The organism is Bacillus sp. BD48, from assembly GCF_046566805.1.
Classification (GTDB): domain Bacteria; phylum Bacillota; class Bacilli; order Bacillales; family Bacillaceae; genus Bacillus; species Bacillus safensis.
In genome coordinates, this window is sequence record NZ_JANGFM010000003.1 from 140498 (window position 1) to 161058 (window position 20561).

At 41.3% G+C, this 20561-nt stretch carries 22 protein-coding genes; 5 read left to right on the forward strand and 17 right to left on the reverse strand.

Annotation, left to right across the window (positions count from 1 at the left end; translation table 11 throughout):
* Positions 1-8: 8 nt before the first annotated feature.
* From gpsB to ACLGGR_RS10635, 5 genes are all read right to left on the reverse strand, one after another.
* Positions 9-314 (reverse strand): cell division regulator GpsB, encoded by a 306-nt coding sequence (gene gpsB / locus ACLGGR_RS10615; RefSeq protein ID WP_012010336.1) that lies wholly within the window; start codon positions 312-314, stop codon positions 9-11.
* A gap of 75 nt (positions 315-389) precedes the next feature.
* Positions 390-932 (reverse strand): SLOG family protein, encoded by a 543-nt coding sequence (locus tag ACLGGR_RS10620; RefSeq protein WP_185907640.1) that lies wholly within the window; start codon positions 930-932, stop codon positions 390-392.
* Positions 933-980: 48 nt separating this feature from the next.
* The gene (cotD, locus tag ACLGGR_RS10625) at positions 981-1220 is read right to left on the reverse strand and encodes a spore coat protein CotD (protein ID WP_142945851.1); all 240 of its coding nucleotides are present in this window, start codon (positions 1218-1220) and stop codon (positions 981-983) included.
* Between the two features lie 316 nt (positions 1221-1536).
* Positions 1537-2784, reverse strand: coding sequence for a ribonuclease H-like domain-containing protein (locus tag ACLGGR_RS10630; protein WP_410973058.1), 1248 nt, complete (start codon positions 2782-2784; stop codon positions 1537-1539).
* A 24-nt stretch (positions 2785-2808) separates the two neighbouring features.
* Complete coding sequence (locus ACLGGR_RS10635) at positions 2809-5055, reverse strand: DEAD/DEAH box helicase (RefSeq protein WP_410973059.1); 2247 nt, start codon at positions 5053-5055, stop codon at positions 2809-2811.
* 160 nt (positions 5056-5215) lie between these two features.
* Between ACLGGR_RS10635 and ACLGGR_RS10640 the strand changes: the two genes are divergently transcribed.
* Positions 5216-6334: an NADH-dependent flavin oxidoreductase gene (locus ACLGGR_RS10640; RefSeq protein ID WP_323647641.1), complete on the forward strand. Its 1119-nt coding sequence runs from the start codon at positions 5216-5218 to the stop codon at positions 6332-6334.
* Positions 6335-6387: 53 nt separating this feature from the next.
* Here the strand turns inward: ACLGGR_RS10640 and ACLGGR_RS10645 are convergent, their stop codons facing one another.
* Positions 6388-6894: a PTS sugar transporter subunit IIA gene (locus ACLGGR_RS10645; protein ID WP_039183169.1), complete on the reverse strand. Its 507-nt coding sequence runs from the start codon at positions 6892-6894 to the stop codon at positions 6388-6390.
* 168 nt (positions 6895-7062) lie between these two features.
* Here ACLGGR_RS10645 and ACLGGR_RS10650 point away from each other — a divergent pair, with 168 nt between their 5' ends.
* The gene (locus ACLGGR_RS10650; protein WP_142945855.1) at positions 7063-7482 is read left to right on the forward strand and encodes an Hsp20/alpha crystallin family protein; all 420 of its coding nucleotides are present in this window, start codon (positions 7063-7065) and stop codon (positions 7480-7482) included.
* A gap of 20 nt (positions 7483-7502) precedes the next feature.
* Here the strand turns inward: ACLGGR_RS10650 and ACLGGR_RS10655 are convergent, their stop codons facing one another.
* The 3 genes from ACLGGR_RS10655 to ACLGGR_RS10665 all read right to left on the reverse strand — a co-directional run bounded on the left by ACLGGR_RS10655 (position 7503) and on the right by ACLGGR_RS10665 (position 8732).
* Positions 7503-7961, reverse strand: coding sequence for a YppG family protein (locus ACLGGR_RS10655; RefSeq protein WP_410973060.1), 459 nt, complete (start codon positions 7959-7961; stop codon positions 7503-7505).
* A gap of 107 nt (positions 7962-8068) precedes the next feature.
* Positions 8069-8449 carry a YppE family protein gene (locus tag ACLGGR_RS10660; RefSeq protein WP_224426683.1) on the reverse strand — a complete coding sequence of 127 codons (381 nt, stop codon included), beginning with the start codon at positions 8447-8449 and terminating at the stop codon, positions 8069-8071.
* Between the two features lie 49 nt (positions 8450-8498).
* The gene (locus ACLGGR_RS10665; RefSeq protein WP_223251001.1) at positions 8499-8732 is read right to left on the reverse strand and encodes a DUF5446 family protein; all 234 of its coding nucleotides are present in this window, start codon (positions 8730-8732) and stop codon (positions 8499-8501) included.
* 197 nt (positions 8733-8929) lie between these two features.
* Here ACLGGR_RS10665 and sspM point away from each other — a divergent pair, with 197 nt between their 5' ends.
* Positions 8930-9034: an acid-soluble spore protein SspM gene (sspM, locus tag ACLGGR_RS10670; RefSeq protein ID WP_012010346.1), complete on the forward strand. Its 105-nt coding sequence runs from the start codon at positions 8930-8932 to the stop codon at positions 9032-9034.
* Positions 9035-9056: 22 nt separating this feature from the next.
* Here the strand turns inward: sspM and ACLGGR_RS10675 are convergent, their stop codons facing one another.
* Positions 9057-10013 (reverse strand): DUF2515 domain-containing protein, encoded by a 957-nt coding sequence (locus ACLGGR_RS10675; RefSeq protein WP_410973061.1) that lies wholly within the window; start codon positions 10011-10013, stop codon positions 9057-9059.
* Positions 10014-10059: 46 nt separating this feature from the next.
* Here ACLGGR_RS10675 and recU point away from each other — a divergent pair, with 46 nt between their 5' ends.
* Together recU and ACLGGR_RS10685 are read left to right on the forward strand one after the other, a co-directional pair.
* A complete protein-coding gene (recU, locus tag ACLGGR_RS10680) occupies positions 10060-10695 on the forward strand; it encodes a Holliday junction resolvase RecU (RefSeq protein ID WP_095408853.1) in 636 nt (211 codons plus the stop codon).
* A 19-nt stretch (positions 10696-10714) separates the two neighbouring features.
* Complete coding sequence (locus ACLGGR_RS10685) at positions 10715-13423, forward strand: PBP1A family penicillin-binding protein (protein ID WP_410973062.1); 2709 nt, start codon at positions 10715-10717, stop codon at positions 13421-13423.
* A gap of 35 nt (positions 13424-13458) precedes the next feature.
* Here the strand turns inward: ACLGGR_RS10685 and ACLGGR_RS10690 are convergent, their stop codons facing one another.
* The 7 genes from ACLGGR_RS10690 to dinG form a co-directional block, all read right to left on the reverse strand.
* Positions 13459-13968 (reverse strand): YpoC family protein, encoded by a 510-nt coding sequence (locus tag ACLGGR_RS10690; protein ID WP_410973063.1) that lies wholly within the window; start codon positions 13966-13968, stop codon positions 13459-13461.
* The gene (gene nth, locus ACLGGR_RS10695; RefSeq protein WP_034280464.1) at positions 13965-14627 is read right to left on the reverse strand and encodes an endonuclease III; all 663 of its coding nucleotides are present in this window, start codon (positions 14625-14627) and stop codon (positions 13965-13967) included. The genes ACLGGR_RS10690 and nth overlap by 4 nt, the downstream gene beginning before the upstream one ends.
* Before the next feature lie 17 nt (positions 14628-14644).
* Positions 14645-15349 (reverse strand): DnaD domain-containing protein, encoded by a 705-nt coding sequence (locus ACLGGR_RS10700; protein ID WP_410973064.1) that lies wholly within the window; start codon positions 15347-15349, stop codon positions 14645-14647.
* 99 nt (positions 15350-15448) lie between these two features.
* Complete coding sequence (asnS, locus tag ACLGGR_RS10705) at positions 15449-16741, reverse strand: asparagine--tRNA ligase (protein ID WP_087975939.1); 1293 nt, start codon at positions 16739-16741, stop codon at positions 15449-15451.
* A 115-nt stretch (positions 16742-16856) separates the two neighbouring features.
* Complete coding sequence (tseB, locus tag ACLGGR_RS10710) at positions 16857-17342, reverse strand: cell wall elongation/penicillin-binding protein regulator TseB (RefSeq protein WP_024422779.1); 486 nt, start codon at positions 17340-17342, stop codon at positions 16857-16859.
* Positions 17343-17354: 12 nt separating this feature from the next.
* Entirely contained in the window at positions 17355-17525 is a 171-nt protein-coding gene (locus ACLGGR_RS10715) for a YpmA family protein (protein WP_065214698.1), read from the reverse strand.
* A gap of 132 nt (positions 17526-17657) precedes the next feature.
* Positions 17658-20450 carry an ATP-dependent DNA helicase DinG gene (dinG, locus tag ACLGGR_RS10720; protein ID WP_410973065.1) on the reverse strand — a complete coding sequence of 931 codons (2793 nt, stop codon included), beginning with the start codon at positions 20448-20450 and terminating at the stop codon, positions 17658-17660.
* Positions 20451-20561 lie beyond the last annotated feature (111 nt).

The following is a 20561-nucleotide window of genomic DNA, read 5'->3' on the forward strand; positions in this document are numbered from 1 at the left end:
AGCAAGACTCAATCATAAAGTTTGCTGCCGAAAACGTGTTTCTCAAGGTTCGATAGTCTTTTTAAAATATCAAAGTTCGTTGTATTAGACTGTGCAGGCTGTCTTTTCCCTTGTTCAACAGCTTCTTCTAGCTGTTTTGACAAGTGGAGGTTTTCTTGTTGAAGTTTTTCGATTTCTTGGTTGAAGGTCTCATAGTCTTTAATGACCATATCTAAAAATTTATCGACTTCTTCTTGTTTGTACCCTCTGACACCTGTTTTAAATTCTTTTTCTAAAATTTCTTTCGCAGAAAGCTTTACTTTATCAGCAAGCATCTTTTTCACCTCATATCGTGAATTCATAGTATATTTTTTCAGAAATACGTGACGTTGTCAAATTTTCTCTTGCTTTTAGTCAAAAAACGGATCTTCCGCCTCAACCTGCGCTCTTAAATCATCCATTGTGATATACATAATGGGATAATCAGTATAGGCTTCCGCTTCTCTTATCATATATTTTGGCGATCCCTCATGCTCAGGATCATATAAGACGAGAAGACCATCTGTTTTTTCAATAAAAAAGCGGTTCTTTTGTTTAAATTGTGCCGGACTTTCATACGGTCTATGCGTGACACTTTCTACAAAATCAGCCTGTGCAAGAATTCCTTCATACAACTCTTTATTTTGCTCATTCCAGCGCTCTTCCTGTTCATAAAATGGCGTAATGACTGCAAGTTTTAACTCTGGATATTCCTCCTGAAGCTCAAACACCACTTCGGCTGTCCAGATTTCTGCCCCAAGCTGTCCCGATATGAGAACCCATTCCAGACCTTCTTCGATTAGGGCTGTCAGCCTTTTTTGAAGCTCCGCTTTTATGTATTGAAGTGCAGGCTCGTCTTGTTTAAATATCCCAAGCTCAAACGGCTTGTACCCCGTGACAGCAATAATTTTCATTTTTTCACCTGCTTTTAAAAAATGGGACTTATAAAAGTCCCATTCACTTTATCTGTTACAGCAAGGTCCACCGCAGTTAAAGTGTTGATGTGTAGCCGGGTCCACCTGAGAAAACGTATGCGGGAAGTAGTGAACATGTTGGAAATTTTGATGGTGAACATTTGTCACATGCTGCGGGTGGATATGCGGCACAATTGTTGTTGACTCGCTGTGTGTACAACAGTGATTCGTCGGATGAACAATTGGCTGTGTAACATTCGGCTGGCAATGATGATGATGGTGGTACATGTAGCATTCCCCTCTCCTTGATTTTCTTACATTAACAATGTATGAATCAAGAGGTGTACATGTACTAATGCATTAACCTATTTTAAAAGTTGGCAAGAAAAATATCTTTATAGTTTGAAAACACAAAAGCGACCAAAATGACCACAAGAAAAAACAAGTAGAAAAGACCCTTATACATGCTATACGCTCCTCATTCAATATCTAACGTTATTTTACAGGATTCGCGGCCTTTCTACAATAAAAGTGCTAAACAATTTTTATTTTCGGCCGAGAGCCGAACGTTGTCATTTTTTGCGCTTTCCCGGGCAATAATATTTCATTGCCCAGCTTTTTTCAATAGCCGTTTTTTTCGCTTCTCAAGCTCTTCCGTGTCTCGCTCGCTTAACGATGAAAAAGATAATAAAGATTCGGTAATGGAAAGAGCTGACCTTGCATCTTTTTGGCGATGCTCTTTACACTTCGCAAGCTCTATGCCCGCTTTTAATGCTAAATGGACATCGCTTGATTCAAATAATGTTTCCCATATTCGAATCGCTTCATCCCATTCGTTTAGCCGTTTATACTGTAAGGAGAGATCATAAGCTGCCTGATTGGCATGCTCAAAATCAGCACCTGTTAATTCCCGCAAATGCTTCGTGGCTTCCTGTACATCACGATGCGCAAGGTGCCACCTAGCCAGTGCATATTTCTCATCGTGCTCCTTTACCGCATCCATCGATAGGATTTTTTTGGAGAGATGAATGTAGAGACTGATTAATGATAGGACGTCTAATTCATTATGAGTTAAAATCCCTTCAATGAGCTTAGGATTTTGTTCTTTTAAAAAATGAAAATAGATCATCGGTGCCAAAAAACCCGGTGTGTCGCCTTCCCTGTGGACGTGCAGCTCTTCTTTTTCCACCACGGACAGCGCCATTCGTTCATATTTATGCTTCCACAATCGTCTTGACCCATGCAGAAGATCAAAGTGGCCAAACTCTGGAAGCGCAGGGATTTGATCTCGCAACAAAGTATGTCTCGTTTTCACTTGCGGCCAATCGAATGATTTTCCATTATATGTAACAAGCGATTCTACGTTCACTTCATCGAGAAAGCTTTTATAAAGAGCCGCTTCATTTCCCGGATTCGTGAGCAGGTGCTGTTTCACCACTACTTTGTCAGCAAAAACCCGTGCATGTCCTAGCAAGAAGATCATATTTCCCGTTCCGCCAGATAATCCTGTTGTTTCTGTATCAAAGAAAAACAATTCATGCGGCTTGTAACCTTTAGCCGATAGAGAATGATGGATGCCGCTTTTGTTCCATGCCTCGATGATCTTTGATAGTTCCTCAAACGAATAGAGTCCATGCTTGTCATCTAATGCATAGGTGACTTCTCGAATGAGACAAAAGGAATCCTCAAAGTGATATGGAGCTGCACCCAACTGCTCCCATTCCTTTAAAAATGGGATGTTTTCGGCCGTCACAGGCTGAGGTTGTCCTTCCACTGCTTTTTGCCGTTTTTCATTTGGTTGGTTGTGCGACAGGTGCTTCTTCATTCTATTTAATTTCCCTTTTAAAGACATAAGTAGGTGCCTTCCTCCTTTCCCTTAAAATACAGACATCAATTCAACAATGCTGCTTTTTCCACTCACCTCTTTCATTTCCATGCCAATGCATGATGGACAGCCGTTCTCACAGCGGCACCGCTCTATCAGCTGAATGGCTGCACCTGCTATTTCATCGAAACGAGCTTGGACTTCTTTGCTTAAGCCGATTCCGCCAGGGTAGTGGTCATATAAAAAGACTGTCGGTTTGCCGGTATGTGCCGCTTTAATTTGTGAAACAACATGAATATCTGAACGGTCACACATCACAAAAGCAGGTACAATGTGCTGAAGAACATTTGCGATGCCAAGCAGCAGCTGTTCAAGTGTTTTCTCTTCAAATCTCCGCTCTGCTTCATGTAATTCAAACCAAGCCGCACTTGTATGAATTTCTTCTTCAGGTAAGTGAATAGGACCAGAGCCGATATTTTCACCGGTGCTGAGCCGGATTTTTTTAAAAATGGTCGGCATTGCGTTGACAGTCACATCACCGTAGTGAACAGATAAAGCTTCTTTCTCTGTCGTCTGATCGATTTCAAGCACCTTGAGCTGAACAGCTAAATTAGCATCTGTATAGTATTCTACATCCACCTGTTTCACATAAGCCTTCAAATGCTCGTAATCTAGCTTTTCTACTTGATACTGAACCCCTTCATGTAAATAAATCGCTTCATCATGAAGCAATGTCATTGCACTGAATCGATCCATCTCTCCAATAATCCGAACATTCGCTACATCGGATTGATCAACAATCACCACATTTTCCTGGCTTGCAGACCGCAGGCTGATCCCATGCGCTGGGAACGATTGATCTGACCAATAATACCGGTTCCCGCTAAAATGAAGAACCCCTTCCTCATGTAAGTATTGCAAAATGTCTTCTACTTCCATATCGCCAAACTGTTCATCCGTCCGAAATGGCAGCTCGTAAGAAGCACATTTTAGATGATCCACTAAAATAATGAGGTTTTCAGGATTGATTCTGGCTGCTTCTGGCGGTCTATTAAAGAAATATTCAGGGTGTCTGACAATATATTGATCAAGGGGTGAGGAGCTTGCCACCATGATAATAAGTGCCTCCTCATGGCGCCTTCCAGCACGTCCTGCCTGCTGCCATGTACTCGCTACACTGCCAGGATACCCCGTCATAATGCACACCTTTAGCTGACCTATATCTACCCCTAATTCTAGTGCGTTCGTGCTGACGACTCCTAAAATGTCCCCATCTCTTAATCCCTTTTCAATCACGCGCCGCTCCTTTGGCAAATAGCCTCCGCGATACCCGCGAATCGATTTTGGACCGATTTCTTTTTTCACAAGCTCTTGAATATGACTTAAAATCACTTCTACCCGCACTCTGCTTCTAGCAAAAACGATCGTTTGGATTTTTTCTTTTAAAAATGTTTTAGCCAATTGATTGACGACAGTTGCAGCGCTTTGTCTAATATTTAATGGCTTATTCACCACTGGCGGGTTATAAAACACAAAATTCTTTTTACCGCTAGGCGCTCCGTTTCGTTCAATAAGATGCACTTTACTCCCTGTGAGCTGCTGCGCCAGCTCTTTTGGATTCGCAATCGTTGCTGAAGTACAAATAAACACCGGATCACTTCCGTAAAATGCACAAATTCGCTTTAACCTGCGAATCACATTGGCCACATGACTGCCAAACACACCTCGATATGTATGAAGCTCATCAATGACAATATACTTCAAATTCTCAAACAAGCTGACCCATTTCGTATGATGAGGCAAAATAGCTGAATGCAGCATATCCGGGTTTGTAATGACAATATGTCCTGCTTGTCTGACTCGCTGCCGAATAGCTGGGGAGGTGTCCCCGTCATATGTTTCACTATGAATGGGAACATCCATCTCGTGGATGATCTCGTTAAGTTCACTTTTTTGATCCTGCGCGAGCGCTTTTGTTGGGAATAAATAAAGAGAGCGGTTTGTCTGGTCTTCTGCGATCGACTGAAGAACAGGCAGATTGTAGCAAAGCGTTTTACCTGAAGCTGTTGGTGTAACAGTCACTACATGCTCACCATCCATTACACGTTCAAAGGCTTCTTTTTGATGAATATACAGCTCTTTCACGCCTCGTTTTTCAAGCGCCTTTTTTAGCCTGTCGTCCACTCTTTCAGGAACGGGAGAGGTCTGTGCAGGCTTCGCTTCAATTTCATGCCAATGCTCTACTTGTTCGTCTTTCTTTAATTCTTCTATCAGTTCGTTCATTGTTTTCTTTTTCATATTACGTCCACCTCTCATTCTAGTGTACCGAATATTTGTTTGCATGACTAGGCGGCAATTTTTTGATACTGGGCTTATGAGCAAATACGTTGAACTGTTGTAACAGTATCGATTACACTTCTATAGTGAAATGATTTTATCAAGGAAGAAGATGATCAGATTGAAAAACGAATTTAAGCCTTTATTTGAACCATTTACGTTTCCAGGAGGCGCCTCTATTGATGGCCGGTTAGTGGTTGCTCCAATGACACACTTTGGTTCTCATGACGATGGCACCATTTCAAAAGACGAAATTGACTTCATTACAGCTAGATCAAGTGAAATGGGCATGGTCATTACAGCATGTGCGAACGTGACTCCAGATGGGAAGGCATTTGAAGGACAGCCTTCTATCGCAAGAGATGAAGATATCCCTGGCCTGAAAAAACTGGCTTCAGCTATCCAGGCAAAAGGAACAAAAGCCATTATTCAAATTCATCACGGCGGCTCTCAGGCTCTCCCTCACTTAGTTCCAAACGGTGATGTGGTTGCGCCAAGTGATGTGTTTAAAGATGGAAAACAAATTGCACGCGCTTTAAAAGAAGAGGAAATTACTCATATTATCGACTCCTTTAAAGAAGCGGCAAGACGAGCGGTTCAAGCAGGGTTTGACGGCGTGGAAATTCACGGGGCAAACGGTTATTTATTACAACAATTTTACTCACCACATAGCAATCAGCGTACAGATCAATGGGGAGGAAATGAAGAAAAACGTCTAGCTTTCCCTATTGCGGTTGTAGATGCAGTTAAAGAGGCCATTAAAGAACATGCGGCTAAACCTTTTATCTTTGGATACCGATTATCTCCTGAAGAACCAGAAACGCCTGGTTTAACAATGACAGAGACGTTTACATTAGTGGATGTTCTCAAAACAAAAAGCCTCGATTATTTGCATATCTCTTTAATGGAGATTGGCTCTAAAGCAAGACGAGGTGCAGATTCTAATAAGACACGTATGGAACTGCTAAAAGAACGCTGCGGCGATACTCTTCCGCTTATTGGAGTAGGCAGCGTCATTACAGCTGAAGATGCACTCCATGCTTACAATCAAGGGATTCCACTCATCGCTGTCGCACGAGAGCTGATCGTCGATCCAGATTGGGCAAAGAAAATTAAAGAAGGCAGAGAACAAGAGATTGAAACTGTCATTAAACGCAGCCAAAAAGACAAGTACCTCATTCCAGAAGGATTGTGGTCTGTCATGGAAGCGAGTCAAGGCTGGGTTCCAATGGAGGATTAATGTCCTCAATAAAAAAACTACCCTATCACAGGGTAGTTTTTTCTATTCATGGATTATTTCATTTTCACTGTAAAGAGCTTGGACATCTGCTTTTCTACAGAGCCTTTTGGTTCTTTATCAAGTCGTTCGACCAGGTCACCATTCATAATCACAATCGGTGTCACTGTACTTGATGCTTTCTCTTCAATCAGTTCTAAATCACACGTAATAAGAGGATCACCGATTTTCACTTTATCCCCTTCTTTAATGTGTGCTTCAAATCCTTCACCATTTAACCCAACTGTTTCAAGTCCGATATGAATTAGAAGCTCAAGCCCCGAGAGTGTTCGAATGCCAATTGCATGTTTTGTATGGAAGAGCTGAATGATTTCACCCTCTACTGGTGACACAATCGTTCCACTTTTTGGTTTTACTGCTACGCCGTCTCCCATCATCTTTTGAGAAAAGACGGGATCTGGTACATCAGTCATATCCATTAACTCTCCATCAACTGGAGAATAAATGACTTCTTCCTTTACATCATCTTGGTTTTTTCCGAAACCGAATAATTTTTTCAGCAATGTCAATTTGCTCCCTTCAAGCTTTGCTTCCTAGATCTATTCAGTGTATGAAACTTTGCTCCCATACACCTTGCTTCATTAACACTATTTAATCATAATTTTTTCCTCTCATCAATTGATAACCGCCTGAGCCCTTTCTGCATAGGCTGTAGAAGAGAGGTGATTCAAATGAAACATGAAGGCGAAAAGAAACATGAAATGCTGGTAAATGAAGATGTGCTATATGAAGCCATTGAACAATTTTTTGCATCCTCCCCGTTTCACGAGATATTAAATAGCGCGGAGGCACTCATGACCACATCGCACTCACTTGCATCAATTACGACCGATGTGACAGAGGATGAACAAAATGTGTATATCGAGATTCAATTTCCAGACCATTTTGTCGAAGGAGACATTGCGCTAGAAGTAAAAGCCCAATATTTACACTTATCAGTGCAGGAAAAAATCAAAACGGATACGACTTCTTCGTATTCAAGCTTTACCAAAACCATTTTAATGCCGGCAAAAATAGATGAAACGAAAATGAAGAGTGTGTGGAAAGACCAATCGCTTCATGTGTCTGCGCCAAAGCAAACAACCCAATAGATCGATCTATTGGGTTTTAACTATGCTTTAAAAATGCTTGTAAATCCTTTCGCCAATGAGCCTACTTGATTCATTGTACTCATCATTTGGCCAGCTGTATCAAACATTTTGTTAAAATCGTATTGCCCATTTGTCTTTTTGAATTGTGACAGCACACTTTTAAATTGAGATGGCTGCTGTTTTTGCGGTCTTGGCAAAGGATAAGGATTCATCGGCGGCTGCATGGGCATCATGCCAGGCGGCTGCATTTGGGGTGGATTCATCGCTTCGGGCGGCTGTAAAGGCGGCACGTTTTCTTGGTATCCATAAGGCGGCTGATAAACAGTAGATGGTGCCTGGTTCATTCCACCTCCACCTTGATATGGCGGCATGAAATAGTCTGGAGGCTGCGGAGGCTGCTGCTGCATCTCTGAATACGAAAAAGGCCTTTGCGTGAATTGATTGAATTCATAAGGCTGCTGGTTTGAATAAGGATACATCTATCTCGCTCCTCTCGCTCTCAACACATATTGATGTCACTCATATATTATGATCAAGAGCAGAAGATGTGCCTAAAGAAGCCATAAGAAAAACGCAGCATATGTCTTCAGCTGCGCTTTTTAATTTCTTCTATTAAAAGGTTCAGTGTGTAAACCACTGACTCAACTAAATTTTTCACACGGGGTGCGTGCTGTTTGCCAAAATAAGATTGAAGGACAACCTCTTTACCGTTTTCTTTTACTGCTTCAAGCTGTTCTTGGTGTAAATATCTAGGTTTGGCCTGCTCAATAAACGAGATGGCAGCGGTAAGCCACTCTTCCATCTTCTGATCAAATGTAACGACGGCCGGCTGAATATCCGTATAAAAATCATAGGATGGGTACTCCTCTTCAGCCTTTCCCTTTTGGTACTGCTCATACGCTTCTTCGATCCATATTCTCAAGTTTTGTGTATGTTCAAGTAATGTTTGATTATCCAAAGTGTTCACCTCTATGAACCATCCTATCAAACGTTTACCTATTGCTCAAATAGAAAAGCTATCCGGCGTGATATGCCGGTCTTGCCGCCAATTTATACTCGGCTGCATGCAGCTTCACTTCACAATCCTTCACTTCTGATTCAAGCCGGTCAATGATTTGTTCTTGCTCTTCTATCGCTGCACGTTTTGTCTGTTTCACAGCAAGAGACAGCTCTTCCTCCACCGCATCAATTTTTCGCTCGATTTCCTCTAACAACTGCATAATGGATTCTTTTGATACAAATTCGCTCATCATCAGATTCCTCCTTTATCGTCTCTCGTTACATTCTCTTTTCTTTCTCTCCCTCCTTCACACATGACAAAACTAGAAGCAAATCGCCAATCTAAGTGTAGAAGAGCGCTATTTCTTCCTTTTCGACAGATGCTTGTCCTTCTTTGTATGATTGCGTCCGATTGTGTAAATTCTAAGGACAAAAGGAGGTAGATTTCATGAAAAAGCAGCCAGCACCAAAAGAGCAAAAGCCAAAAGGGAAAGAAAACAGTACAGATCAGCTTGATAAAAAGCTCGGCGGTCCTAATCGTCCATCAACGTAAAAAAGCAGGCACCCCCTGCTTTTTATTTATGCAAAAAATAGTGCTCTAATGAGAAAAGAAAACGAAGCTGCCTTTTTTTATGGAAATACCAGTCGGTCAGTTCAATTTGTTTTGGCAGTGGCTCTGCCTCAAATAAAGATAGACTCAATTTCTTTTGAAACCAATCTTCCCTTTGATCGTCTAATGAATGTGTCATCACCGGATAAACCGTTCGAAGGAAAGGTGTTGACCTTCTAGCGATCCCTAAATAAGGCTCAAAATCAAACCGAGACCCTGTATGCGGAACGGTATGCAAAAAATGATAAAAATCCGAAAATAAATCGGCTCGAAATAATAGTTTCGCTAGTTTTTTACCTAATGTAATGCGTTCCTTTACATTGGAAAACTTCCGTATGGTTAATCCGTACAAATGCCCGTCCACTGTTGGAAAAACAACGGTTTGGAAATGTCCCCACTCGCTGAAAAGATATTGAATCGAGTGAAAAACATTCTTTTTCAGAAGAGGATTTTGTATAATAGGAGATTGTATAGTATATTGTTCATTTATGATGAGTGCATAAAGCAGACGCTCTGTGTCACGCTTTAGCCAGAAACGTTCCCACTCAGCACTCATAAAACGAGACACGGAGAAATAAGGCAGCAGATGAAACAAAGGTTTATTGCATCGCTTAGACCATTCATACAAAAGAAGCTGAGGGTAAGCATCTGAAAAGATCAGCCAATTCGCTCTTTCATATGCTGTGAAAAAAAGGTGCCCCTGCTGATCCGTTAAACCTGGATGGAAGAGCTCGCCCTTTAAATCTGTCATGGACCACCCAGCATTTCTCGAGACAAAGGAAGCGAGAAGCGACCATTTCATCTCTGGATGACGGTCATAAAAGCGCTTGTAAGCATTTGTCCTTGTCAGGTTGTCTTTATTTTTTGCCTTCGTTTCACGCAAAATTTGCTGAGTGATGATGTGCTCTTCTTGGGACAACATGGTGATCTCTCCAATACAAAATGCATTTAAAGGAGGCTGAAACTTGATGATTCGGTATCCAAACGGAAAATCGTATCAGCCCATTCAACAAATTGGGACAAAAAAAAGAATCAGCGGCGAATCCTCTTATAGTAACCGTGGGATGACGCTTGAGGCTGATTTAAATGAAACGAACCAATACTATTTGGTCAATGGGATCGCAGTCATTCATAAAAAGCCTACCCCAGTTCAAATTGTGAATGTGGATTATCCAAAAAGAAGTGCTGCTGTCATTAAAGAAGCCTATTTTAAACAATCATCCACAACGGACTATAACGGGGTGTACAAAGGTCGCTATATCGATTTTGAAGCAAAGGAAACCAAAAGCACTACCTCGTTTCCGCTCAAAAATTTCCACGACCATCAAATTGAGCATATGAAACAGGTTGAAAAGCAAGGCGGTATTTGTTTCGTTATTATATCCGCTTTTGGCTCCGTTTATTATTTGCCCGCTTCAGATCTCTTTTTCTTCTGGGAGCGGCAGCAGCAAAACGGCCGTAAATCCATTAGCAAAGACGAATTAATGGAAGCAGGCCACATAATGACACTTGGATATTCGCCAAGAATTGATTATATTAAAGTAGTGGAGACACTTCATTTTTCGGATGAAAGCAAGCAGCAATTACGTTCGAAAAAGGTTTAACACGAAAGGTTGAGATGTGATGTCTGATCAATTTACAAGTCGTGAACAGCGACGTAAAGCAAGTCAAGAAAACAATAAGAAGCAAAAGAACAAAAAAGGCAAAAAGAAAGCAGGTCTATTTAAAAAAATATTTTTATCTTTACTCGTGATCGGTCTACTTTGTTTAGTTGCCGGAATCACAACTTTTGCCGTTTTTGCATCAAGCGCTCCTTCTATTGATGATAGTAAGCTTAAAACACCATACTCTTCAAAACTTTATGATAAAGACAAGAAAGTGTTTGCAGAAGTAGGTGCAGAAAAAAGAACGTATGTCTCGATAAAAGATATACCCGATGTGGTAAAAGACGCGTTTATTGCGACTGAAGATGCACGTTTTTATAAGCACCACGGGATTGATCCAATCCGTATTGGCGGTGCCCTTGTCGCAAACGTTGAGGACGGCTTTGGTGCTGAAGGCGGAAGTACAATTACACAGCAGGTTGTGAAAAACTCCCTCCTGAGCAATCAAAAGACGTTAAAACGGAAAGTACAGGAAGTATGGCTCTCGATTCAGCTGGAGCAAAAATACTCTAAAGATGAAATTTTAGAAATGTATTTAAACCGTATTTTCTTCTCTCCTTATGCTTATGGTGTGGGGAAAGCAGCTGAACAATTTTTCGGAGTCACAGATTTAAATAAATTAACTGTTGCACAGGCTGCTACACTTGCAGGGATGCCGCAGAGTCCTTCTGCCTATAACCCAGTGAAACATCCCGAGGCAGCGGAAAAACGCCGTAATATCGTTTTAAGCCTTATGAAAAAACAAGGCTACATTTCAGAAAAAGATTATGACGCTGCAAAAGCAACCCCTGTCAGCAAGACAGTTGTTTCAGCTAGTAAATATAAGAGCCAAAACTCTAGTAAGTACTCTGCTTACATTGAAGAAGTGATGGAGGAAGTACAGAAAAAAGCCAAGGTTGATGCGTCAACTGATGGATTAAAAATCTATACATCACTCGATCGAAAAGCACAGGATCACTTAGATGATATCATCAATGGAGATTCAGTTGGATTTACGAAAGGTATGCAGGCGGGCGTCACCCTGCTTGATACGAAAAATGGTGAAATACGCGCCATTGGCGGTGGGCGTGATGTTCCAGCCGGCGGCTTTAACTATGCGACGGATGCAAAACGCCAGCCAGGGTCCACAATCAAACCAATCTTAGATTACGGCCCAGTCATTGAAAACAAAAAATGGTCAACATATCAGCAAATTAATGATGCACCATATACGTACTCAAACGGTACGCCGATTAATAACTTTGACAGAAGACATTTAGGGAAAATGTCGATGAGAAGTGCTTTGGCACAATCACGTAACATTCCTGCCCTAAAAGCTTTCCAAGAAGCTGGTACGGACAATGCCGTTCAATTCGCTAATAACTTAGGTATGGACTTACCGTCTGACATTCCAGAGTCCTACTCAATCGGTGGATTTGACGATGGTGTCTCCTCCTTGAAGATGGCTGGAGCATTTAGTGCGTTCGGTAATAACGGATACTATAACGAACCGCACGCTGTCACGTCTGTTGAATTTAATGATGGTACAAAGCTTGACCTTACGCCGGACTCAAAAGCAGCAATGAGTGATTATACAGCATTTATGATCACAGATATGCTGAAAACTGCTGTCCAGTCTGGAACTGGTACACTTGCACAAGTACCGAACGTTCAAGTAGCTGGTAAAACAGGTACAACGAACTTCACACAAGATGATATTAATAAATACAATATCCCTTCTGGCGGTGCGAAAGATTCGTGGTTTGTCGGTTATACGCCGCAATATACAGCAGCCGTTTGGACTGGAATCGGTAATTCAAAAGATGCAGACGGCAAAATGTGGCTTACAGATTACGAGCAGCGTGTTGCCAAGGTCGTCTTCCAGCGATTAATCTCTCAAATTGATGATGGAAGCGGATCGTTTGAAAAACCAGATAGTGTCGTTGAAGCTACGGTTGAAAAAGGATCCGACCCAGCTAAATTAGCCGGACCGAATACACCGAGTGACAAGAAGACAACAGAATACTTTGTCAAAGGAACGGTTCCGACAAAAGTGTCTGACACATATGAGAAAAAAGAAGCCGATAAACCTTCTGATTTAAAAGCGGTGTATGATGAAGAGAAAAAATCCATCACACTGACTTGGGGCTATTCTGACGACGCTGATGCTACATTTAATGTGAAGCAAGCGGTTGATAATGGCGGCTATAAAGAGATTCAAAACAGCTCTGCTAAAGAAGCGGTCATCTCTGATGTGAAGCCTGGCTCCACATATAAATTCCAAGTGACAGCCACTGTAGAGGATGTCACAAGTAAAGCGGCTTCTACCTTCCTCACCATTAAGGATGACGCAGATGAGGAAGAAAAAGCGGATGATGAGAATAAAGAAGAAGAACCGCAGCAGCCTGATGACGAGCAGACAGACCAGACAGACGATAACAAAAATCAGCCCCCTGGCACTGATGAGCAAAAGCCTGATGATAAAAAAGATCAAGATAAGGATCAGGACCAAGGTGGAAATACAGAAAACGGAAATAATGGTTCTTCTGGTGATGGCTCAGACAGTACAAATGGTAACAGCGGCAACTCACAAACTGATAATAAAGAGAAAAAGAAAGATGATGCGAAAGCCAACTCTCAAAGTTCCAATTCGCAATCAAATGCTACTTCTCGAAAAGAAGATGAATAATAAAAAGCACTTGCCTCCTATGGCAAGTGCTTTTTTTAACGCTGCTGTCTGATTTTCTTAAGTGCTTCAAATTTTCCATACTGCTTTTTTAATTCCGTGTATAGCTCGTCCAGTTGAATAAAGCAGTGATATTGAGTAGGTTTTAACAAAATAAACTCTAAACGTTCCGTCCAATTAATCGGAGCAACAGGAAATGTCTCTTGCTTGATATGTTCCCATTCAAACGTTTGGACACTCTCCCCTTTGATCCAGTAAAACATCGCAATCATACTGACGATTCCTTGCAGCATATCATCTTCTTCACAGCGGGATTTTCTTGTTTGGAAACGAGGAAGCATTTTTTCTTTTAATTCATTCCACAGTTCGAACATCACTGGAACAAATTCTTCTGTTTTCTGCCAAGGAAGCTCGTCTGTTAAAGGTTCTGAAGATAGATCATATGCAAGTGGATTGGCTCTCAGTATATCTGCTCGCTCCCCTTTGATCTCTTCCTTTTTCTCTTTTAGCTTTTCAACATATGTGGTGAAAACAGCTGCTCCGCTCATGCCAGCTTCACCAGTCCTTTTTTCAGCCTCTTCTGCCCTTCTCTGCACATATCAAGAAGCGGGCACGATTCACACTGCGGCCGCTGCGCCTTACAATGATATCTCCCAAAAAAGATCAGGCGGTGATGCGTCACAGACCAATCTTCTTTTGGCACCTTTTTCATCAAGGTTTGCTCTACTTCAAGCACAGAATCCTTCCAGCGGCAGATGCCTAGACGTTTGCTGACTCGTTCTACGTGTGTATCTACTGCTATTGCCGGTACCCCAAAAGCGACCGAAACGACGACATTTGCTGTTTTCCGGCCAACCCCAGGAAGCTTGACAAGCTCATCTCGATCCTTTGGTACTTCACCGCCATATTCTTCAATCAGCATTTTGCTCAACTTTTGAATATTTTTTGCCTTATTCCGATAAAGACCAATCGAGCGAATATCTTGCTGCAGTTCTTCAAGCGGTACACTTAAATAGTCTTCTGGTGTTTTATATTTTTGAAATAGCGTTTTGGTGACCTTGTTGACAAGCACGTCTGTACACTGAGCAGAGAGTGCAACAGCAATCACAAGCTCAAATGGATTGTCATGAACAAGCTCACACTCAGCCTCTGGAAACATATCTCCTATAATATCTAAACACTCATTGATTTGTTTTTTGGTTAACATGCCTTCTCCTTTATTGGTTATTGTTCCAGCCAATTATAAAAAGGAACTTGTCGTTTGTAAGTGGACGTCTCTTCTTTTGAAGGTGGCGTTTTCTGCTTAGAACGGAAATGCTGGCTATGCTCTTTTGCCTCTTCCGCTGTTTTCAGCCCTTTCTTTTTCCACTCAAATAAAATTCGATCAATATAACGGAAATTTAATTTCCCTGATAAAACGGCTTCTCTTAGCGCTAGCCGAATCATTTCAGCATCATGATGGTCTTGATCCATCCAGATCGAAAGTGTTTCTCCTTCAAGGGGAGACAGCGGTCTGCCGAATTCATCTTCAAATAAAGCATATAAAGATTTTTCAGCCTGTACATGATGTTTTTGCGCTTCTTTCGCCTGTTTTGCTTCTAAAAAGTCATACAGTACGCCCCATAAAGGTTCTACTGAATAGCGGTCATGCTGAATACCAGACCTGTCTTCAAATGGCTGAATCGAGATAAATCCTTTTTGAATCAGATGCTGAACCATATACGCACACTCTTCCGCTGAAATGGTCATACCATGAGAAAGCTCTTCAAATGTTTGGAAGAAAACGCCTTGTTCTTCATTCATTTTAATTTTAAGCATCACCATCATCTGTGATTCATTCAGTCCTAACTGCTCATAATGAGCAATCAGTAAATTGGGCAAACTTGTCGACCCCATTTGCTGCATATTAATAAATTGCTGCCTATTCATCGGATACACCTCTTCATTTTAAGTATATCACGTTTTATTTCACGTGCCCCTCTAAAAAGACGTTTGAAAAAGCCTCCATTTGTTGGAGGCTTTCATGTCTTAAGGGTATAAACGGTTTAATAATCTTGGGAAAGGAATGGTTTCACGCACATGCGGCGCTCCACTAATCCAAGCAACTGTACGTTCAAGTCCAAGACCAAAACCTGAATGCGGTACAGAACCGTATTGTCTTAATTCTGTATACCATTTGTAAGTTTCCTGATCAAGCCCATGTTCTTTCAATCTTGCTTCAAGAAGCTCTAAATCATGAACACGCTCAGAACCGCCAATAATTTCTCCGTAGCCTTCTGGTGCAATCAAGTCTGCACAAAGGACAACATCTTCACGATCCGGTGCTGGCTGCATATAAAATGGTTTTAATGATGTTGGGTAATGAGTGATAAACACTGGTTTATCATAGCTTTCGGCGATCGCTGTTTCGTGAGGCGCTCCGAAGTCATCTCCCCATTCGATATCATCAAAGCCTTTTTCTTGCAAGAATTTAATCGCTTCATCGTAAGTGATGCGCGGGAATGGCGCTTTGATGTTTTCTAATTTCGCTGTATCACGGCCTAGTGTATGCAGCTCCACTTTACAGTTTTCAAGTACACTTTGAACAACATGAGACACATAATTTTCTTGATACTCAAGGTTTTCATTGAATTCGACAAAAGCCATCTCAGGCTCGATCATCCAAAACTCAATTAAATGACGTTTTGTTTTAGATTTTTCAGCTCTAAATGTTGGACCAAATGAGAATACTTTTCCAAGTGCCATTGCCGCAGCTTCCATGTAAAGCTGACCACTTTGAGAAAGGTATGCATCTTCATCAAAATATTTCGTAGCAAACAGTTCCGTTGTGCCCTCAGGTGCACTTCCAGTTAAAATTGGCGGATCTACTTTTACAAAACCTTCTTGATGGAAGTATTCATATGTAGCACGAATAATTTCGTTACGGATTTTCATAATGGCATGCTGTTTTTTAGAACGAAGCCATAGATGACGGTGATCCATTAAGAATTCTGTTCCATGCTCTTTTGGTGTAATTGGGTAATCTGTCGCTTCATGAATCACTTCAATGGATTTCACTTGCAATTCAAAACCTAGTGGTGAACGCTCGTCTTTTGTCACTTGACCTGTCACATAGACAGATGTTTCTTGTGTGACTGATTTCGCAAGCTTAAAGACTTCCTCTTCCACTTCTGCTTTTACTACGACTCCTTGAATAAAGCCTGTCCCGTCACGCAGCTGCAAAAATGCAATTTTTCCGCTTGAACGTTTATTGGCAATCCATGCGCCGATGGTTACTTCTTGATCGACGTGTTTAAACACTTGATTAATCGTTGTTTTCAACATAATTCCCTCCAAAGCCAGAAAGAAACTCACCTATTTGGCAGGTGTGAATCTTTTTTCATACATTTTATTATAACCGTTCTAAATCAGCATGGTCAACGCAAGACAGGAGAAACTACGGTGTTAAATTTTTTTCCACGTGTCCTGTCGAGAAGTCGACATAGCTGAAGCTATATTGATTGTTCTCATTTAAGTACGTCACTTCCCAAAGGAGTACGTCACCTTCTCTCGCTAATTTGACTTCTTTTAGCTTAGAGACCGTGTTCTCCTTTTGAACGGCTTGTACTGCTTGATTCGAGGTAATGCCTTCTTTTGCTTTTTTTGCGATCACTTTTTCTTTTTTGCTGGCAGGAACCCAAACGTAGGTCGTTTCATTCTGTTTGTTTTTCCCTTCAACAATAAATTGTTTTTCTTTCCCGACAAAGGTTTCCACTTGCTCCACTTGTACGATGTTTGCTTGTTCTTTTGCTCGTTCGATCGCTGCTTCATGCCCTTGTTCTCTTTGTCCCATGGCAATTTGATAAATCCACGTAAAGCTGATGATGCCAATAAGCAGAACGAGAGCCACTACAGATGAAATAATCCAGACTATTTTTTTCATGTCAAGCTTCCCCTATGTGCGATATATCGTAAATACCGCTTGATTTTGGTCTTCTTGATCTAATGCTAATCCAAACATGAGATCTTCTCTTTTAAGCGTTCTGTTCAATAAGTCAACGATTTTGTACAGGTCTTCTGAATGCTTAATTTGAACAGTTGAAAGTACCTCTATTTTACTTTCCACTTCTAATTCCTCCTCGGTACGTAAATATTGTTAGTCATACTTTTCTGCACGGGAACCGATACTATTTTTACAACGGAACACAAAAAGCCGTTACGATAAATTAACTCCAAACCCACACCAGCTAAAGGCCGCTTATGACAGCGGCTTTTCGTTGTTAAGGTCTTCTATATACGCTTCAAGTGACTCTTTTGACATCTCGTGAACTGGTGCATGAGGGAGTGATTCTAAAAATAGTTTTCCATATGAAGCGGTTTTCACTCGGCGGTCTAAAATCAGCAATGTGCCTATGTCTTTTTCAGAGCGCAGCAAGCGTCCAGCTCCTTGCTTAAAGGTTAACACAGCTTCTGGTAAAGCGACGGCTTTAAACGGATTTTTCCCTTGTTTTTTAGCTGCATCACATTTTGCTTCAATGAGCGGAGAATCAGGCGGCCGGAACGGAAGACGTGCCATGATGACTGTTGTCAGCTCTGAGCCTGGAAAATCAACACCCTCCCAAAAGCTACCCGTACCAAGTAAAATGGCTTGTTTTGCTAATTTGAACATTTTCGTTAATTTTACAGGGCTTCCGCCTGTCAAACCTTGAGCAAATAGGGCTGACTGCATCCCTTCTGTTTTTAGCTCTTCATAGACTGCTTTTAACATCTCATGTGAATTAAACAATACCAATATTTTTGCATGATGCTGTTTTTCCATGATCTTAATATATCGTGCGGCTTGCTTCACATAATCTCGTTCATCACGGTTCGTAATCGGCGGCATGTCTGCCGGAACAATAACCTTGAGCTGTTTTTCAAGTTCGAAAGGTGAATCAATTTGCACAAGATGAGGGTAAAAATCTTGCAGCCCAAACCGTTCCAAGCAATAATCAAAGCGGTGATTGATGGTGAGCGTCCCTGAAGTGAGAACGACACTCTTTTTGTTCATAAAGAAACGATCAGCCAAAAGCTCCCCAGTATCTAACGGCTGTGCATGCATAAAGACTGCGTTTTTCGCACCCTTTGCATCAATTTCAATCCAAACCGTTTCATCGTTTTTCGGTTCAAAGATAAACCGGTAAAGCGTACTGCAAAATGTATGCATAAACGACATGACTTGATCGTATTCCTCTGCTTCAAAGGCAAAGTGCTCTGTCAGCTGATCACTTTTTTGAAGAAGCTCGTTTTTTTGCTGCTCATACAGCTTCTCACAAGCAATTAACAAAGAACAAAGCTTACTTGCCGTTTCTTTAATCCGTTTCCACTGAGCATGCTTCGAATGATGACGTACTCTATGAATGAGACGATTGATGTCGGCTTTTGGTTTTGTCCTTTTCACAAATGAATGAACGGTGCTAAAGAAAGCGTCACTTTCCATTTGAAGCTGATTCAGATACTCATCCATTTCGATAAAGGTGTCCGTCTGTAACCCTGCATGATGAAATCTCTTTTTCAGTTTCTTTAACAGTCCGCCTTGTAAGGAGCCAAGCTGCGTTAATTTTGCATGAAGCTGAATATAAGACGCACTATCCCCTAGTGTTTCATTGGCTGTTTTCTCAAATTGATGGGCTTCATCTATCACATATACGTCAGCATGCTGAAAGATAGACGATGCCTCCGATTGTGATAAGAGCAGACGATGATTTGTTAAAATTAAATCAGCTGTTTTTGCCCTTCTTTTGGCGCGCTCATAAAAGCAATACTCTTTAAAGCGGCGCTTTTTCGATGTAAACGGCATATGCACACAGGAAATGCGGTCTTTTATATTGGCAGCTCCTGACGGTAGATTCAGTTCAGATAAATCACCTGTTTCTGTTACAAGGAGCCACATTAAAATTTGCGCCTTCGTTAAGACGACATCATAGTTATCATCTTCCTCATGAAGCACATGCTCAAACTTATCTAAACAAATATAATGCGCCCGTCCTTTAAATACACAGGCAGAAGGCTCAAACGGGAGCAGTTGATTCAACATCGGCACATCGCGCTGAAGCATTTGCTGCTGCAAAAGAATGGAATATGTACTAATAATGACAGGTTTTCCTGATTTCTTCGCTTCTAGAGCAGCTGGGATGAGGTAAGCCAGCGTTTTTCCAATGCCCGGTGCCGCTTCAATTAATGCATAGGCTCTTTCATGAAACACGTCTCTCACTTTATTCATCATCGTGAGCTGGCCTTCTCTTACTTCATAGCCTTCTATCGTTTGCGGGAGCTTCTTTTTGATTTCCTCAAACAGCTGTTCATTATCTTCACCTGCTGAATGTGTCGTCTCAGTGATAGGGTTGGTGACATCTTTTACAGAAAAAGAACCGACTTCCACCAAAGAATCTTCCCGGCTCGCATGGCTCGTTTCAAGCTGCTTAATTAAAAGTCCTATATCACTTAAGAGATAAGAGGATAATCTGCGCAGCTGTTTCAGCACATTTCGCGGTGTATTTTTTAATTGATGGAATAATGTTAAAAATAACATGGCAGTAACTTCCGCATCACTATCCGCCCTATGCGGGTGGTCATGTGGAAGCATGAGCTCTTCACTTAATTCAGTGAGCTTATAACCTTCAAGCTCAGGATAAAGAATTCTAGAAATCTCAACTGTATCAATTGCTAGCACATCCAGCTCATTTTTCCCGCATGCTTTTAGTTCATCATTTAAAAAATTCAAGTCAAAATGAACATTGTGCGCAACAAAATAAGCACCCTGTATGAGATCATACACCTCTTGGGCAATATCCTCAAAAAACACCGCATCATCAACCATGTGCTGCTGAATGCCTGTAAGCTGTTCAATAAATCCAGGGATTGCTTTTCCCGGGTTCACATATTTTGAATACCGTTCGACAATTTGTCCATTTTCAATGACCACCGCAGCTATTTGAATGATTTTATCACCCTTTTTAGGTGAATTTCCGGTGGTTTCAATATCAACGACAACAAACCTTTGATCGGTCATAAAATGGACACCTCAATTCCTCGTTTCACCCCGAAGTGAAACACGCTCTGGACAAAATAGATGAAACAGAACAGCTTCTTTTCATGAAACTGTTCTGTTTCCATCGAACTT